This is a genomic window from Streptomyces cinereoruber (assembly GCF_009299385.1).
Classification (GTDB): domain Bacteria; phylum Actinomycetota; class Actinomycetes; order Streptomycetales; family Streptomycetaceae; genus Streptomyces; species Streptomyces bikiniensis.
On sequence record NZ_CP023693.1, the window covers coordinates 399,191 to 415,324 of the forward strand.

Annotated in this window: 15 protein-coding genes and 1 pseudogene; 9 read left to right on the forward strand and 7 right to left on the reverse strand. The window is 70.4% G+C overall.

The window, feature by feature from the left end:
- Positions 1–105: 105 nt before the first annotated feature.
- Positions 106–1,329, reverse strand: a complete 1,224-nt coding sequence (locus tag CP977_RS01860) for an ATP-binding protein (RefSeq protein ID WP_372460666.1) — start codon at positions 1,327–1,329, stop codon at positions 106–108.
- 32 nt (positions 1,330–1,361) lie between these two features.
- Positions 1,362–2,084, reverse strand: coding sequence for a two-component system response regulator CseB (cseB, locus tag CP977_RS01865; protein ID WP_152369485.1), 723 nt, complete (start codon positions 2,082–2,084; stop codon positions 1,362–1,364).
- A gap of 597 nt (positions 2,085–2,681) precedes the next feature.
- Between cseB and CP977_RS01870 the strand changes: the two genes are divergently transcribed.
- The 4 genes and pseudogenes from CP977_RS01870 to CP977_RS34680 all read left to right on the forward strand — a co-directional run bounded on the left by CP977_RS01870 (position 2,682) and on the right by CP977_RS34680 (position 6,360).
- Positions 2,682–3,911 (forward strand): cytochrome P450 family protein, encoded by a 1,230-nt coding sequence (locus CP977_RS01870; protein ID WP_152369486.1) that lies wholly within the window; start codon positions 2,682–2,684, stop codon positions 3,909–3,911.
- Between the two features lie 738 nt (positions 3,912–4,649).
- Positions 4,650–4,922: a hypothetical protein gene (locus CP977_RS01875; protein ID WP_062760991.1), complete on the forward strand. Its 273-nt coding sequence runs from the start codon at positions 4,650–4,652 to the stop codon at positions 4,920–4,922.
- Positions 4,923–5,123: 201 nt separating this feature from the next.
- A pseudogene (locus CP977_RS35635) lies at positions 5,124–5,292 on the forward strand (IS21-like element helper ATPase IstB); the annotation flags it as partial.
- Between the two features lie 180 nt (positions 5,293–5,472).
- Complete coding sequence (locus CP977_RS34680; protein ID WP_229991506.1) at positions 5,473–6,360, forward strand: hypothetical protein; 888 nt, start codon at positions 5,473–5,475, stop codon at positions 6,358–6,360.
- A gap of 141 nt (positions 6,361–6,501) precedes the next feature.
- Here CP977_RS34680 and CP977_RS01885 read toward each other — a convergent pair whose 3' ends face one another.
- Both CP977_RS01885 and CP977_RS01890 read right to left on the reverse strand, forming a co-directional pair.
- Positions 6,502–7,395: a DUF1963 domain-containing protein gene (locus tag CP977_RS01885; protein WP_152369487.1), complete on the reverse strand. Its 894-nt coding sequence runs from the start codon at positions 7,393–7,395 to the stop codon at positions 6,502–6,504.
- Between the two features lie 690 nt (positions 7,396–8,085).
- Entirely contained in the window at positions 8,086–8,805 is a 720-nt protein-coding gene (locus CP977_RS01890) for an ATP-binding protein (RefSeq protein ID WP_079131645.1), read from the reverse strand.
- Between the two features lie 318 nt (positions 8,806–9,123).
- On the opposite strand from CP977_RS01890, the gene CP977_RS01895 reads away from it, so the two are divergent.
- Positions 9,124–9,477: a hypothetical protein gene (locus CP977_RS01895; RefSeq protein WP_208421841.1), complete on the forward strand. Its 354-nt coding sequence runs from the start codon at positions 9,124–9,126 to the stop codon at positions 9,475–9,477.
- Positions 9,478–9,589: 112 nt separating this feature from the next.
- Here the strand turns inward: CP977_RS01895 and CP977_RS01900 are convergent, their stop codons facing one another.
- A complete protein-coding gene (locus CP977_RS01900) occupies positions 9,590–10,459 on the reverse strand; it encodes an alpha/beta fold hydrolase (RefSeq protein WP_062760993.1) in 870 nt (289 codons plus the stop codon).
- A gap of 246 nt (positions 10,460–10,705) precedes the next feature.
- Here CP977_RS01900 and CP977_RS01905 point away from each other — a divergent pair, with 246 nt between their 5' ends.
- Both CP977_RS01905 and CP977_RS34685 read left to right on the forward strand, forming a co-directional pair.
- Positions 10,706–11,350 (forward strand): VOC family protein, encoded by a 645-nt coding sequence (locus CP977_RS01905; protein ID WP_062761265.1) that lies wholly within the window; start codon positions 10,706–10,708, stop codon positions 11,348–11,350.
- Positions 11,351–11,636: 286 nt separating this feature from the next.
- Positions 11,637–12,284: a DUF6518 family protein gene (locus CP977_RS34685; RefSeq protein ID WP_221331369.1), complete on the forward strand. Its 648-nt coding sequence runs from the start codon at positions 11,637–11,639 to the stop codon at positions 12,282–12,284.
- 62 nt (positions 12,285–12,346) lie between these two features.
- Here CP977_RS34685 and CP977_RS01915 read toward each other — a convergent pair whose 3' ends face one another.
- On the reverse strand, positions 12,347–12,988 hold the full coding sequence (locus tag CP977_RS01915) for a 4'-phosphopantetheinyl transferase family protein (RefSeq protein ID WP_152369488.1): 642 nt from the start codon (positions 12,986–12,988) through the stop codon (positions 12,347–12,349).
- Positions 12,989–13,148: 160 nt separating this feature from the next.
- A complete protein-coding gene (locus CP977_RS01920; protein WP_062760997.1) occupies positions 13,149–13,811 on the reverse strand; it encodes a DUF4097 family beta strand repeat-containing protein in 663 nt (220 codons plus the stop codon).
- A 242-nt stretch (positions 13,812–14,053) separates the two neighbouring features.
- Here CP977_RS01920 and CP977_RS01925 point away from each other — a divergent pair, with 242 nt between their 5' ends.
- A complete protein-coding gene (locus CP977_RS01925) occupies positions 14,054–14,818 on the forward strand; it encodes a helix-turn-helix domain-containing protein (protein WP_152369489.1) in 765 nt (254 codons plus the stop codon).
- A 615-nt stretch (positions 14,819–15,433) separates the two neighbouring features.
- The gene (locus CP977_RS01930) at positions 15,434–16,105 is read left to right on the forward strand and encodes a DUF4097 family beta strand repeat-containing protein (protein ID WP_152369490.1); all 672 of its coding nucleotides are present in this window, start codon (positions 15,434–15,436) and stop codon (positions 16,103–16,105) included.
- Positions 16,106–16,134: the final 29 nt, after the last annotated feature.

The following is a 16,134-nucleotide window of genomic DNA, read 5'->3' on the forward strand; positions in this document are numbered from 1 at the left end:
GTGCCAGAGCACGGCCCGTGCTCTGGCACCCATCGGTCGTGTATCAGCGGGGCGGCGGGAGGGACACGTGCCGGACGAGGGATCGGAACCGGGCGAAGGTGAGGATCATGCGTCGGCGGGCGTACCGTTCCGGGGCAGGCGCAGGGTGGCCACCGCGCCGCCGTCCGGGGCGTTGGTGAAGTTCAGATCCGCTCCGATCACCTTCGCCTGGCCGGACGCGATCGTCAGGCCCAGGCCGTGTCCGCGCCCCCGCTCGGCCGTACCCGTGCGGAACCGCTGGGGACCGTGGGCCAGCAGGTCGGCCGGGAAGCCGGGGCCGTGGTCCCGTACGGTCACCGTCCGGCCGGCGACGACGACCTCCACAGGGGCCGCGCCGTGCCGGTGGGCGTTGACGACGAGGTTGGAGACGATCCGGTCCAGGCGCCGGGGGTCCGTCTCGACCACCGCCGCGTCCCGTCCGGACACCCGTGCGGCGAGGCCCGTCCGCGTCACCGCGTCCCGGACGAGTGCGGCCAGGTCGACGGGTCCCGGCCGGGACCGTTCGGCGCCCGCGTCGAGCCGGGAGATCTCAAGAAGATCCTCCACCAGATCACGCAGCACCCGCACCCGGTCCTGGACCAGGTCGGTCACCTCGCCCTCGGGCAGCAGCTCCGCCGAGGTGACCAGTCCCATCAGCGGGGTGCGCAGCTCGTGCGCGACGTCGGCGGTGAAGCGCTGCTCGGTGTCGATCCGCCGCTGGAGGCTGTCGGCCATCGAGTCGACCACGGCCGAGATCTCGGCGATCTCGTCACCCCCGCGCACCGTCCCGGTCCGGGCGTCGAGGTCGCCCGCCGTGATGCGGCGGGCCGTGCGGGCGACCCGGCGCAGCCGCCGGGCGGGCAGCTCGCTCGCCAGGGCCGTGGCCGGGACGACGACGCCCAGGGTGAGCAGCGAGTACTTCCACATGTGCCGGTCCAGGGCCTGCCGGGTCAGCAGGTCGGCGGTCATGTCGATCTCGACCGCGTACAGCTTCCCGCCCTCCCGCCGCGCCGCCCAGAAGACGGGGGCGGGCGGCCCGGTCTCGTAGAACGTGGCCTCGCCGCCGTGCTCGACCTCCCGCAGCAAGGGCTCGGGCAGCTCCCCCGGGGAGGCCAGGGGCCCCTCCTCACCGGCGGCCGCGGCCTCCTCCAGGGCCTTGTCCAGGGACGCGACAGCCCTGATCGCGCCCTCGTTCAGGGACCGCCGCAGCACCGAGTCGTGCACCAGCACACCGACCGTCAGCGCCATCGAGGCGCAGGCCAGCGCCACCAGGAGGAGGATCTTCCAGCGCAGCGAACGGGGGTGGGGCACCAGGCCGGCAACCGCTCCCCGGCGCCCCCCGCTCACCGCTTCCACTTGTAGCCGAAGCCCCGGACCGTCTCGACGCGTTCGGCGCCGACCTTCTTGCGCAGTCGCTGCACGCACAGGTCGACGACCCGGGTGTCGCCGTCCCAGCCGTAGTCCCACACCTCGCGCAGCAGGGTCTGACGGTCCAGCACGATCCCGGGGTGGGCGGCGAATTCGAGCAGCAGTCGCAGCTCGGTGGGGGCCAGGGCGATCCGCTCGCCGCCCCTGCGGACCTCCAGGGCGGCGGGGTCGAGGGAAAGGTCGCCGAAGACCAGCGGGCCCTCCGGCTCCGGGGGGCCTGCCGGTCCGGCCGCCGGGGGCGCGAAGGCTGCCCGGCGCAGCAGAGAACGGATCCGCGCCACCAGCACGGGGGTGTCGACGGGTTTCACCACGTAGTCGTCGGCCCCGGCCTCCAGGCCGGACACCACATCGAGGGAGTCGCCGCGCGCGGACATCATCAGGATCGGGTCCGTGGACGTCTCCCGGACGCGCCGGCACAGCCCGATGCCGTCCAGGCCCGGCAGCATCACGTCGAGCAGCAGCAGGTCGTGCCGCCCCTCTCGGAAGAGTTCGAGCCCGGTCAGCCCGTCGGCGGCGGCGAGCACGCGGTAGCCGTAGCGTTCCAGGGCCATCGCGACGGACCGCCGGATCACCTCGTCGTCCTCGACGAGCAGGACCGTCACAGGCGCCGGCGCGGGCGCCGACACGGAATCAGGCATCTACTTTCCTCGGGCACGGGACCGGGCGGGCCCTCCATCATGCCTCATCACCACCGCGCCCCCGGCGGCCCCGGAACACCGTCGGCACGCCCGTGACCTGAGGCGATACACGTCTGATACGCCAGTGCGCGATGGCCGACACACACCCGAGCCGGTACAGACAGGAAGACAGCGGAGGCCTCAGGACGCAGGCGTAGGCGTCGTTCAGGCCGGCGCGGTAGCGGATCGCGGAGTCATCGGCCGGGGGCTCCTGGACGAGCCCGGCGCCCGGGGCGCGAACTCGACTAGGGTGTGTCCGACCCTGATCCGCCGACAGGCCCTAGACCTCAGCGATCGTCGACGCCGCCTCGGTGCGGGCGAAAAGGGGGAGCCCTTCTCATGAATGAGCGGTTCCGGGAGGTCATGGGCTCCCGCCGGACCGCCACTGTCGAATAGAGGGCGCGGCCCGGATGCGTCAAGGCTCCCGAATGCGCCAGCTGTGATCCAAATCCCTTACTCGCCAAATGAGTTGACCTATCACTTGGCCCCTTTCACCGTGTTCCTATTCGGCTTCCGGTCGTCTCCTCCGTCACTGACACAATCTGAAGGAGCCCGCTCATGACGCACCTGCCCAGCACCCCGATCGTCCTTGACCCCGCCGGCGCGGACCGTCACGCCGAGAGCGTCCTGCTGCGCTCCCACGGCGCGGCGGTCCCTGTCGACGTCCTGGGAGTGCAGGCCTGGTCCGTCACCGATCCCGACGTGCTGAAGAAGCTGCTGAACAGCCCGGACGTGTCCAAGGACGCCCGCGCGCACTGGCCGCGGTTCGCCGAGGTCGTACAGACCTGGCCGCTGGCCTTGTGGGTCGCGGTGGAGAACATGTTCACCGCCTACGGCGCCGACCACCGCCGACTGCGGCGGATGATCTCCCCCGCGTTCACCGCGCGCCGTATCGCGGGCCTGTCCGAGGTGATCGACACCATCGTCACCACGCTCCTCGACGACCTCGACGCCCGCCCTGCCGACGAGAGCATCGACCTGCGCGAGCACTTCGCCCATCCCCTGCCGATCGCCGTCATCGGCCACCTCATGGGCATCCCCGACCATCAGCAGGCCGACTTCCGCAAGGTCGTGGACGGGGTGTTCGACACCACTCTCACCGCCGAACAGGCCGGTGCCAATACCGCCACGCTGTACACGGTCCTCGGCCGACTCATCGCCGAGAAGCGGCGTGAACCCGGCGACGACATGACCTCGCTGCTCATCGCCACCCACGACGAGGACGGCGGCACCCTGTCCGACGCCGAGCTGCGCGACACCCTCCTGCTGGTCATCAGCGCCGGCTACCAGACCACCGTCGACACCATCGACCAGGGGATCGTGCTGCTGGCCACCCACCGCGACCAGCTCGCCCACGTCCGCGCCGGACGCGCCACCTGGACCGACGCGGTCGAGGAGACACTGCGCCTCGAACCGGCCGTCGCGCACCTGCCCCTGCGCTACGCCGTCAACGACATCGCCCTGCCCGACGGCCAGGTCATCGTCAAGGGCGAGGCGATCCTCGCCTCCTACGCCGCCGCCAACCGTCATCCCCGCTGGCACGGCGAGAGCGCCGACGCCTTCGACGTCACCCGCCTCTCCAAGGAGCACCTCGCCTTCGGTCACGGCGTCCACTACTGCCTCGGTGCGCCTCTCGCCCGCATGGAGGGCACCACTGCGTTGCAGGGCCTGTTCGACCGTTTCCCCGACCTCGAGCTGGTCGTCCCCGCCGAGGAGCTGGAACCGGCGGGCTCGCTGATCAGCAACGGCCACAAGGCCCTGCGTGTCCGCCTGCGCCCCAACGCATAGCGGGCCTGCGTCACCGTGCCGCGTGAGCGGTGGCGTGATCTCGCCGAGGCCGACGAGGACACCTCGTCCCGGCGCACTCACCCTTGTCTGCCGTGACCTCCAGACGCCCTGGACCGAGACCGTCCGCTCGAGCGAGTCGTGGGCGCGACAGGTCGTGGGGGTTGTCGAGCGGCTGGTGCCGGATGAGCTGTGGGAGCTGTTCCAGGGGGTCGTGCCGGAGGCGCGGGTGCGGGCCGAGCGCCACCGCGTGGTGCTCGACGGGCGCGGTCCCCGCGGCAAGCCGGACCGGCCCCGCTGCGCGATCGGCTCGGCGAACATGCGAGCCCTGGAAAAGGAGGACCTGACAGGCCCGATTCCTGTGGACCGGGGCGAGTACGGTCCGAACTCGGCATCTCTGTTCTCGTGCCCGGTACCTGTTCCTGAAGGCTTTCCGATCTTGAACAAACTTTCGGGTAGGGTGGCGCGACAGTTCGCAGGGGGACGGATGACGAAGCGGCAAGTGCTGCGAGCGGCGGCCGTGGTGGGTCTGTCAGGGGCAGTCATCACGGGATGCAGCGGTTCCGAAGGGGCGGATCGTACGGATCAGTCCTCGGCTTCCTCCTCCCCCTCCGTCGAGCCGGTCTCGGCGAAGGCGCAGGCTGCCCAGAAGGTGAAGCTCGTCGTTGAGGAGCGCATCTCGGTGGATGAAGGACAGTTCGGTTCGGGCACGAACTCGCCCTGCTCGACGTCGTCGCCCCAATGTTCACCGCGAAGTGCAAGGTGGCAGCCGCTGCCACCTCCGAGGCTGCCGATCTGGCCTTGCGCGAGATCAATGGGCGCCGGGGATTCGCGACGCTCGATTCCGTCGCCCGGAAGCTCCAGGACGCGGTTCGAACCTACGGGATCCTCGGATGTGCCACGAGCCCGACGGCAGCGGACACGCGCAAGGCATGCCTGGAGCCGGCCGCTGTCATCGCGCAGGGGTTCCCGGACCTGCGGAGCGGGGCCAATTTGGGGCTGGCGGGCAAGTAGCCCCGGCAGAGACGCGGGGAACCGCCGGTCAGCGGATCCCGGGCCGAGGTGGTCCGGGGGACGGAACACTGCATCTCGCGGATGAACTCTCGCGGATGAACATGGAATCCGTCGGGCTGTGCGGCGGAATCAGGAACTGCGAGTCCGGCCCGGGACCTCCGTTGTCGCTCCCTTCCACCCCGTCCAGGAGTGGTGTGCCGCCTGCTGATCGCGCCGGGTACCGAGGCCGGGGCGGCCTGATCCCGGGTCAAGTACGTCCTGACGGCAAGGCCGGCCGGTGAGCTGGTCGGGACCGCGGCCGAGAAAGCAGCCGACCGAGACCATCGCCCGCTACGGCCGCGTCGACCTGCTCTATATCGATGAGCCGGGCCGCCCCGGACCTGACGCACTCGACACGGGGTAAGGGGCGCTCTCAGAACTCGACAACGTTGCAGATCGCGCGTGCCCCGGCCGCGAAGACGCCGGGTCGAGCACGGGTCCCGGGCGACCACGACCGCGAAGCAGGTTCGGCAACCGACTGAGTCTCATTCGGCTGGTCTAACCTGCCTCCATGACCTCGGACGGGACGGCAAACACATCTTCTGATGAAAGCGCGGTCTCGGCGGCCACCTCTGCGATGATCCTGCCCGGACGTCGGCGTGGCTTCGAGGCCCGGCTCGACCAGGACACGCTGATCCTGGAGACACCGGCTTCCAGCAGACGCATACCGATCACCGCGATCGAGCGGACAGAGGCCTCGAAGTCCGGCGGGCGCAGCTTCGTCGTCGTGCTCACCGCGCCGCGGACGGCCCGTCCGGCGTCCTGGACGGTGCACGGCCGCAGCGCCGCGTCGGTGCGGGCCTTCGCCGACGCGCTCCAGCGGAAACTGCCCGTACGTGACGCGGCCGAGCCCAGGGACGACGGCACCCTGCTGGTGACCGAGACACCGACTGCGAAGCCACCCGTCGACCGGCGCCGGGTCGCCTCGCGTATCGGCGTGTCCTTCTACCTGCTGGCGGCCGCGGCGATGCTGACCGCCGGCATCCTCGGCACGTACGAGTGGTACAGCGCGCTGCTGTGCTGGCTGTTCGGTTCCCTCGCGATACCGCTGCGTCACGGCGTGTACGCGGGATGGGAGATGACCAGGGAGACATGGCGGTTGCGCAACCGCGGTGTCCTCGTCGAAGGCCGGCGGCTGTATGCCGGTGCCTACGAGTTCACCGACCTGGAGGGCCGGACCCGCAAGCTCACGGGCACGTCCACATACGCAGAACGGGCGGAGATCCTTTACGACCCCGAAGGCCGGGTAGAGGCGCAGGTCGGCCGCGGCACCACCGGCACACTGATCTTCGCCGTCCTCGTCTTCTTTTTGTGCCTCGCCATGACGACAGCTCTAGTAGCCGTCGCTCTGGCAGGCCCACTCGTCGCCTCACAACTCGCGTCTTTCAGTCTCTTCTGAGCGACGCGGAAGCCCTGGTGTCGTCACAACGGTGGGCGGGTGCGGGCCGGGCGACACACCTGCCGCACATGGCCGAAGCCTGCCGGGTTTACCGTGCACGAGTTCGCCAGTTCAGCAGTTGTACAGGTGCGTCGAATCTGGTTACGGCGCCTCGAAATTGGTCATGGCCAGCGCCTTGTCCACTTGAGCGGCGGCCAGGTCGTCGTGGCGGATCACAAAACTCGTGTAGTACTCCTCGTAGACCCGAACCTCGCTGGCGAGCGATATCCATTCGCTCTCCAGTCGGTGCTTTTCCTTCTCCAGGCGGGAGTACCATTTCGCGATCGGGATGGTGGGGATCTCGCCTGCCTTCTCGCGTCCCGCGAGGGTCTGCTCCGCGATGCTGTTGATCACTTCGTCATCGACATATCCGCCGATGACGAGGCCGGCGCCAGACGGCCAGAGGTCGTAGGCCAGAGCCCTGAGTTCGTCCAGGTGCGGCAGCTCGTGCTCCATGTACCGGAACAACTGCTGTTGGAAGGGCGACATGTCCTCCCAATCGAGATCCTCCCAGTACTCATGCCAGTCCTCGTCCTCGTCGCCCTCCTGGAGCCAAAGGGGGAGTTCGGCTCTGAGCTCGGCGCAGACGTCGAACTGCTCGCGGACGCATACGGGGTCGGGGGATTTCGCGACCGCGGTTTCAGCACCGTCCGGTACATACACGACTTGCGCGTACCTTCCGGAACTGTCCTCATGGTCCCTCTCCTGGTTCACGAAGAAGAGCAGCGTCCCGTCCGCAGGCAGGTCGAAGCCGTCGACTCTCGGCAGCGCCGCACAATCGACGGAAAAGAGCAACGGCAACGGAACGTCCCCGGCAGACGGCCACTTCATGCCCACCGGAAGCCGGGGCAACCCGCCGAACTGCCCGACCGGAGAACCACCGCTGCCCCCGAACAACCCGATCGACAAACGAAGGTGCCGGCTGAACCTGCTGATCTCGTCGTCCGGGATGCCCAACTCGAGCGCTGCCCGACGAAACTCCCCCTGATGATCCATGTCCAAGAAGATAAACTCTTTCCACCCGGCTGCGCCATCAGGGTGTTGGCGGGCATGGGCTGCATGCGGTGGACACATATGGATGGTGCAGCCTTCATGTCCATTGGGCATGAGGTCCCGCCCCGTCCGGGACAACATTCCCGCTCCGCCTCACCGCCCGACCAGGCGTCCGCTCAGCCGGACGACACCGCGGCCACCGAGCCGTCCGGCACCATACCGGCCCAGCCGACGGGCCTCGCACCTGCCGCGCAGCAGGTGACCATCGATACCGACGCCTTCGTCAAGGGGCACCACCAGGTCGAACAAGAGCAGCTCCGCCGGGCCGGGAAGGAGCAAGTGCTACCACTCGCCGTACTGCGCCCGAAGCCAAAAGCAGCGCCGAAGCGGCGCGGCCGGCGCTCACGTCCGGGCCGAACCGCACGCCTGTGGTGAAGCCCAGGAGCGCCTTCACATCGCGGGGATCCAGAACGGGAGCACGCTCGAATCCCCACGGGCGGCGGTCTCCCCATCGACCTGGTGTTCGTAGTGCTCGGCGGGGAGGTCGTCGGCCGGGGTGGGGCTCCGCGTTGGTGACAGCCTTGCCTTCTGGCAGGAAGCCCCGTCGGCGTACCCGAGTTCTTACCGTGCACGAGCTCGTAGAGCGCGTTGGGGACGCTCGTGGAGAGGTGTCGCCGGGTAGGGCTGGTCGCGTCAGGCGAAGGAGAAGTGCGCGGCGGCTTCGGAGGGTGTGATCGTCTCGCGGCGTCCGGGGACGTCGTGGACGGCGGTTGCGCCCTCGGAGCGGAGCTGCTCGGCGCCGGCCTCCCGGGTCATGACGGCGGCGTAGGCACGGACATCTGCGGCGGTGAGGTCGGTGCGGCCTCGCTCGGTGTACTGCCGGAGGAGATCGGCGACGTCCGGGGCGAATCGCAGCATGGTCACCGGGGCGTCGAAGCGTCTGGCGAGGGCGACGAGCCGTGCGCGGGCCTGCGGCGTGACGTTCGTCGACTCGGCGACCGCGCTGTGCCCTGCGGCGAGTCTTACGGCGATCCTGCGATCACGTTCCTCGAAGATCCGCGCGTCCGCCGCATCGGATTCCGCTTCCGCGGGTGAGGTGCCGAAAAACTCCGCGCGGATCTCGTCGCTGGACACCACGGCTTCCACATCGATCTGCCGACGCGCGATCAGTGCCCGGACGAAGCTGGTCTTGCCCGAAGCCGGCGGTCCGACGAGGACGACGAGCCCTGCCGGTACCCGGATGGCCGGCGTGTGAGAGCCGAGGTGGAGGCCGCCTGCGCGGTCGCGGGAAGCCGTCTCGCCCGTGCGGTGGAAGCGGCAGGCGGTGCCCGGCCCGGCGTCATGCGCTTCGCCGGGGCTCGGGGCGTCGTGGTCGTGGCCCCTGCCACGCAGCAGTTGTTCGTCACCGTCCATGCCGGCCAGCCTCCCAGCCGTCATCGGCAGCCGGAAGACGCCGGGCTCGGCGCTCCTGCGCGTCGGACGGTTGCGGAGTTCGCTCCCGAGGGTCAGTGCGCTCAAGAGATCGGTGCCGGTTTTGAATCGCCGCCGTGTCAGGTCCGGTGGCAGCGCGTTCAGTCGGTGTTCGTAGGGCTGGACGGGCTTCAGGAGCGACCGGGCATTTGTACCGGCTTCCTCCCTGCCCGTGGTGCCTGAAGCCGGTGTTGTGTCGGTCGGGGGCGGGTATGCCCCGCTCGGGCGGCACGAAGTAGGCGCAGCAGGGGGGGAACGGCGATGAGTCGCGGGAGTGTGGACAAAGGCTGTCTGGCCCTCGGGCTGGTGTTCCTGCCTTTCGGCCTGGGGCTTGGGTACGTGCTGCTGATGATGGTCTGGCGGCTCGGTCGCTTCCTCTGGACCACGGGCGGGCCACGACTTGCCGAGGGCGATCCGATGGCGTGGACCGTCCTCGGCATGGTCCTCTTCTTCGTCGCGGTCGTGGTCTTCATACATTGGGACGCGGGCCGGGACGGCCCGAACCCCCGGCCCGGCCGGGCGGTCCACCAGGGGGAGGACTGGTACTGGGAGCCTGATCGGATCGAGTACCCGCCGAAGCCGGAGGGCGGTTCCCGGCGCCCGCCCTCCTCCTGACCTGCCCCCCCCTGGGCTCCGGATCCGGATCCGGCTCCGGATCCTGCTTCCGGCCCGTGGGGGGACAGTGGCGTCGTTCGCCGAGGTGGGGACTACGCGGTCAGTGGCCGGTTTACGAGGGGGCGTCCAGGACCTGGCGCAGTCGGTGGGCGAACTCGTCCGGCTTTCCCGGGTAGCCGAACTCGCCGTCGCAGAAGCCGGCGTGGTGGCTCGGGAAGACGGTCACCGGTTGTCCGAGGAGTTCGGCGGTCGCGGCGGAGGTGCGTCCCGTCTGAAGGTTCTCGGACTCCTCGCCCACGGCGATCACGACGCGGGTCGGCGCGGCGGTGATCGCGTCGGCGTCCGGACGGTAGCTGCTGACCGCCCACGAGCGGTCGGACAGGAGCGGGTCGTCGCGTGAGCCGTCGTCCTGCGTGGGCAGGCCGAACGTGGCGGGATCGGGCTGCGGTCGGGCGAAGTACGCGTCGGTGAACTCTCCCTCCCACGAGGTCATGGCCACGAACGCGGCCATCCCGGCCCCCCAGCCGTGCTGCTCGTAGGCCTCCCGGACCGCGGCCCGTGCCCGCACGGCCGCCTCCCGGTCCGGGGTGAGGGTGATCAGCGGCGGTTCGTGGGCGACCAGGGTGGTCACGTCCGCGGGGTACGCCGCCACGACCGCGAGCGCGGTGATCGCTCCGCCGCTGCTGGCGAACATCTCGACCGGTCCGGCCCCGAGGGCCTCGATGACGGCGTGCACGTCGTCGGCCTGGGTCTGCGGCGTGTGGTCGTGCCGCCCGTCCTCGCGGGTGCTGCGGCCGAGCCCGCGCGGGTCGTAGGTGACGACGGTCCGCTCGGGGAAGCGCGCGGCGAGCGCGGCGAAGCCGCTGGCATCCATGGGCTGCCCGATCATGAGCAGCGGTGGGCGTCCGTCTGTGGTCGGCAGCGGTCCGCGAACGTCGTAGACGAGGTTCGCGCCGGCTGTTTCGAGCGTGTGGGTTTCCATGTCTGTGCAGACCGGTTCCGTTCCGGAAACTCATCGGTGCGGGCGATGTGCGCTGTGCGGGCGGTGGGGCGGTCCCCCGGTGCGCCGGAGGTCGACCAGGGGTGTCCCGTGGCGGTGGCGGCCGTCGGCTGACCGGCCGTGCGTATGACCGGCCCCGGGGCCGCGGTGGAGGGGTGGCGGAGCTGGGCTTGAAGCGGTCAGGAATCGAGAAGCCTCCGGCCACGCCCCGCTCCTACCGTGGAGGGCATGGCAACCACCACTTCCTCAGCAGCCGGCCTGTCCCTCGCGTCGGTCACCCTCGACGTGGCCGATCTCGAAGCCGCCCGCCGCTTCTACCGCGCCTTCGGTGTGGACGCGTACGTACGTCTGCGGGCGTCCGAAGCGCCTTCCACCGGTTTCCGCGGCTTCACCATGGCGCTCACGGTGGCCAATCCGGCCACCGTCGACGCCTTCCTCGGTTCCGCCGTCGACGCCGGGGCCACGGTGCTCAAGCCGGCCGCGAAGTCGCTGTGGGGGTACGGCGGTGTCGTCCGGGCCCCGGACGGGGCGATCTGGAAGGTGGCGACCTCGGCGAAGAAGGACACCGGGCCCGCCGACCGCGAGATCGACGAGGTCGTCCTCCTGCTGGGCGTCGAGGACGTGAAGGCCGCCCGGCAGTTCTACGCCGACCGGGGCATGGCCGTGGCCAGGAGCTTCGGCGGCAAGTACGCCGAGTTCGTCCCGGGACGGTCCGGCGCGGTCAAGCTGGCGCTGTACAAGCGTCGCGGCCTGGCCAAGGACCTCGGCGTCCCCGCCGACGGCACCGGCTCGCACCGCCTCGTCCTCGGCGGCACCACCGGCGCCTTCACCGATCCGGACGGATTCGTCTGGGAGGCCGCCGCGTCGTCCTGAGCCCCGATCCCGTACTCCCCGGCCGACGAGGAGCGGATCCGTGCCCTGGTCGAGAGGGCGGTGGGCTGAGCCGCCCCGGTCTTCCCTCCGCTCGTCGGATCCCGGGGAGGCGACGGAACAGGTCCTGCTCGGGCCATCCGCTGCTTCGGTCCCCGGGGTGTCCCGCTGCCGTCCGGCACGGTCGGGTACGGCGCGCGGGGAACGCGTCGCCCGTCTTCCGCATCCTCACAGCTGCACCAAGGGGCGCGGGCCCCGCAGCCTTCGGAAGAGACGGTGAAGCACCACCATGAACGCCTCCCCCGCCATCGTTCCTGTGCCCGGCCTCAGCGGAAGGGGCCGGGCCGGCGCAACGGCCCTGGCATTCGCCGGAGGGCTCCTGCTCGGGGTCCTGACCAATCTGGCCCAGGGCTGGCTCCCGGGGTCCTGGAACCAGATCGCCAACTCCGGGGCGATCTGGTCGGTCGCCGCGTTCGCGGCGGGCGCGCTGCTGGCCGGGCGGGTCGGCCTGCCCGTGGCCGCCGTCGCGGGGCTGTGTGCCGAGGCCGGTCTCGTCGTCGGTTACTACGGCTACGCGGAGGTCGCGCGCGACGGCGTGGGGTCGCTGTTCGCTCCGCTGGTCTGGCTGGGCACGGCGTTCGTCGCCGGGCCTCTGTTCGGGGTGGCGGGCCTGTGGTGGCGGGGCGCCTGCCCGCGGCGTCGCGTCGTCGGCATCGCCGCGCTCGGGGGCGTCTTCGGCTCGGAGGCCATTCACTACGCCTGGGTCCTGCACTACGCCGCGCAGGCGTGGACCTGCCTGGCCGCCCTGGTCCTGGTGCCGCTGCTCATGGGCCGCACCTTGAAGGAGCGGGCGTCGAGCCTCCTGGTCGCCGCCCTCTTCTCGCTGCTGGCCTACCTGGTCCTCTACGAGCTGGTCCTGTCGACGCTCCTCGACTGAGACGGCCTCGTGGCCCGGGAGCCCGCCGCTCGTCCCGCCGGTCGCCGGTCGCCGGTCGCCGGTCATCCTGTCGGGAGCGTCCGGTGGATGCGTACCCCGTGCGGTACCGGGGAGGCGACCGCGACGGCGGCCGCGTGGTCAGGACCCACAGGCAGGTCGGTGAGCTGCCATCCGGGGACGGCGCGGCTGACGTCGTCCGCGTCGAGGTCGCGGCCGAGACCGGTGCCCAGGCCTTTGAGGTACGCCTCCTTGCGTGCCCACAGGCGGGCGAAGACCGCCCGGCGGGCGTTCTGGGGCGCTGCCTCGATCTCCGCGCGTTCCGCCGGATGCAGCGTCCGCGTGAGTTCCTCCACCACCTCGGGCCCCGGGAGGACCTCCGCGTCGACGCCGATCGGGGTCGGTGCGACGCCGATCAGGACCAGGCCCCGGCTGTGGGAGAGGGAGAACTCCAGTGGCGCGGGGGTGAGCACGGGCCGCCCGTGCTGCTCCGCGCAGCACGGGCAGGGGGCGCGGGTGAAGCGCAGGTCGCCCGGCGCCACGCCGGTCAGGCCGGACAGGACCGTGCGGAGCGCGACGTGGGCGAAGCCGTAGAGCGCGCGGACCCTGTCGTGGGCGAAGGCGGCCATGCGCCGGCGCTCCGTCTCGTCCAGCACGGTCAGGTCCGATACGGCCCGTGAGGTCTCCGGGGCGCGGAGGATCCACACCTGTACGTCCTCGGTACCGGGTGTTTCGTTACCGGGTGTTCCGTCACCGGGTGTTCCGGTGTCCCTCGGGGAATTCACTGCCGCTCCATGCCGATCATGTTCCCAGACCGCGCTCCTGCGGGACGCCGCGGGCCCGGGAACCGCGCGGGCTTGCGAGCTTCTACAGACTGCGGGCGTTGATGTCGCCCTTGACGGTGGTGGCGTGGATGGTGAGCGTGGCCGTGCCGTCGTTCCTCAGGTCGTTGCCGACGCGACCGTGGGAAGTGCCGGCGTCCAGCGAGGCGGAGACCCCCCGGGCGGCGGCGACCGAGATGTCGCCCTGCTGGGTGCGCAGGGTGACCGTGCCGCCCAGGGCCTCGGCGATGCGCAGGTCGCCCCTCGTCGTGCTGATCTCTGCGGATCCCCTCAACCGGCCGACCTCGACGGTCCCGTCGACCGCGGTGAGACGGACGCCCGCGGCCTCGTCGATCTTGATCCGCCGGTACGCGCCGTCGAAGACGACCTCGCCGAGCCGTCCGACGCCCCGGAACTCGGTGGCGGCGGCCTTCCCCTCGACCCGGGAGCCGACGGGGAGCCGGACCGTCACCTCGACGGAGCCGGAGGAGGTGAAGTACTGGTTCTTCACCGGCACCACGACCCGCAGGACACCGTCGGCGTACTCCACCGAGGCCTGTTCCGCGGCCTTGGCGTCACGGCTCTTGGAGGGGTTCATCGGCAGCACCTCGACCACGGTGTCGGTCCGGGTGGCGGCGATGACCTGGACGCGGCCCGCAGGGACGTCGAAGACGGCGGCGATCGGGGTGGGGGTGTCGAACTTCTGCATGGCATGCTCCCGCTTCTGCACGGCGCGCTCCCGGCGACTCTATGTTTCGTATGACTGAAAGGCTACGTTGCGTTCGAGCGTGCGGCAACGAATCGATTGCTTGGTGGGGGTGTTTTTGCAGCACAGGACCAGAAACTCATTGCGGTGGCTTGGATTTAATGCAACGCTGCCCCCTGCGCGCGTTGCAATGCATTGACGGTTAACGCTACGCTGACGATCTCGGGGAAACGAAGGAGGCCGCGGTGCCGGGAGGCAGGCTCACCCAGAAGGACCGTCAGCAGATCGCGCTGGGGCTGGCCGATGGGCTCGCGTACGCGGAGATCGCCCGGGGGCTCGGGCGTCCGACCTCGACGGTCACGCGCGAGGTGATGCGCAACGGCGGCCCCCTCGCCTACCGTGCGGACCTGGCCCACCGCGCCACGGAACAGCGCGCCCACCGGCGCAGGCCCGCCCCCTCGCGGGAGCCGGAGCCGGCCCGTCGTCCGCGCGGCGGCGACATCGAGGCCGTGCGCGCCTACGAGGAGCTGTTCACCACCGTCATGATGCAGTCGGGCATGCCCAGGATGATGGCCCGCGTGATGGTCGCCCTCCTCATGACCGACGCCGGCAGCCTGACGGCGTCGGAACTCGCTCAGCGGCTCCAGGTCAGCCCCGCGACCGTCTCCAAGTCGATCGCCTTCCTGGAGAGCCAGGCCCTCGTCCGCAGAGAACGGGACGAGCGCCGTCGCGAGCGCTACGTGGTCGACGACGACCTCTGGTACCAGTCGATGATCGCCAGCGTCCACTCCCTCGTCCAGCAGGTCGAGGTCGCACGCCAGGGCGTCGACGTCCTCGGCCCCGGCACCCCGGCCGCGGTCCGCCTGGAGAACGTCGCCCGCTTCCTCGACTTCGTCGCCGAGAGCCTCGCCCGCGCCGCCGAGCAGGCCCGCGAAGTCCTCTTCACCGAAGCCGCCGGGACGACTGCGGAGGACGACGACGCCGCGCCCGAGCCCGGCCACGGCAAGTAAGACGCCATAACACCCCCTCCCCCGTGACCGGACGGGGCTCGGCAATACGGATCGAGCCCGCCCAAGCCCACCGGCGCCTGGGAGTGGGTAGGGGTGATTTCACGCCATAGAAAACCGTCGAGCCGGTTTTTCGCCCTCCACCCCCCAGACGCCGACATCTCCCCCGGAGCACCCGAATCCACCTGATCCCGTCCGGATCAGAGTGCACATCTCCCGTTCCGCATGGCGCACTTCGGGGCCGGTATGCCGCATATCTCTGCCACATGCCATGGGCTTCAGGGTGGCGGAAAGCGGTCACTACCCATCATAAACCGGGCGCGCGGTTTGTTAATCTTCCAGGGCTCACCACCACGGCTGCGACCTCTCCGCGGAACGGGCCGTCCCGCGCCCCGGAAACGAAAGGGAGCCATAGCGTTCACCCTCACATCATTGCAATGAACGGAGCACCGACCATTGCATTCATCTTGAGGTCGTCGCAATGATTTCACGTCAACTACCTGCTGTTTCGCATTTTTTACGCAACAAGTGTGTTGCCAGCTCAGTGAACGCAACGTAGCTTTTCTCGTGTCGGAAACGACAAGGGCACTACAGGGAACGACTTCAGGAGCAGACACCATGCAGACCTTCCAGACCCCTGCCGCGATCACCGCCGCCGTCGAGATCCCCGTCGGCCGCATCCGTCTCGTCGCCACCGACCGCGCCGACACCACGGTCGAGGTCCGCCCGGCCGACGCCTCCAAGAGCCGGGACGTGAAGGCGGCTCAGGGAACCACGGTCGCCTTCGCCGACGGCGTCCTGCGGATCGAGGCCCCCGAGGCCAAGACCCAGCTCCTCGGCCCCTCCGGCTCCGTCGAGGTCACCGTCCGGCTCCCGGCCGGCTCCAGCGTCGAGGCCAAGGCCGCCGCCGCGGACCTGCGGAGCACCGGCCGGCTCGGCGACGTCGCCTTCGACAGCGCCCAGGGCCCGGTCGAGCTCGACGAGACCGCGAGCGTCCGACTGACCCTCCAGGACGGCGACATCACCGTCGGCCGCCTGGACGGATCGGCCGAACTCACCACCGCGCGGGGCGACCTGCGCATCACCGAGGCGCTGGGCGGGCGGCTCGTCCTGACCACCCGGTCCGGCTCCATCACCGTCGGCGCGGCCCCCGGGGTCTCCGCCACCCTCGACGCCGGCACCACCCACGGCCGGATCTCCAACTCCCTGCGGAACGCCGAGGGTTCCGAGGCCGGCCTGACCATCCGCGCCACCACCGCCCACGGCGACATCACCGCCCACGGCAACTGACCGCGCCCCCACTCTTCCGAGGAGCACAC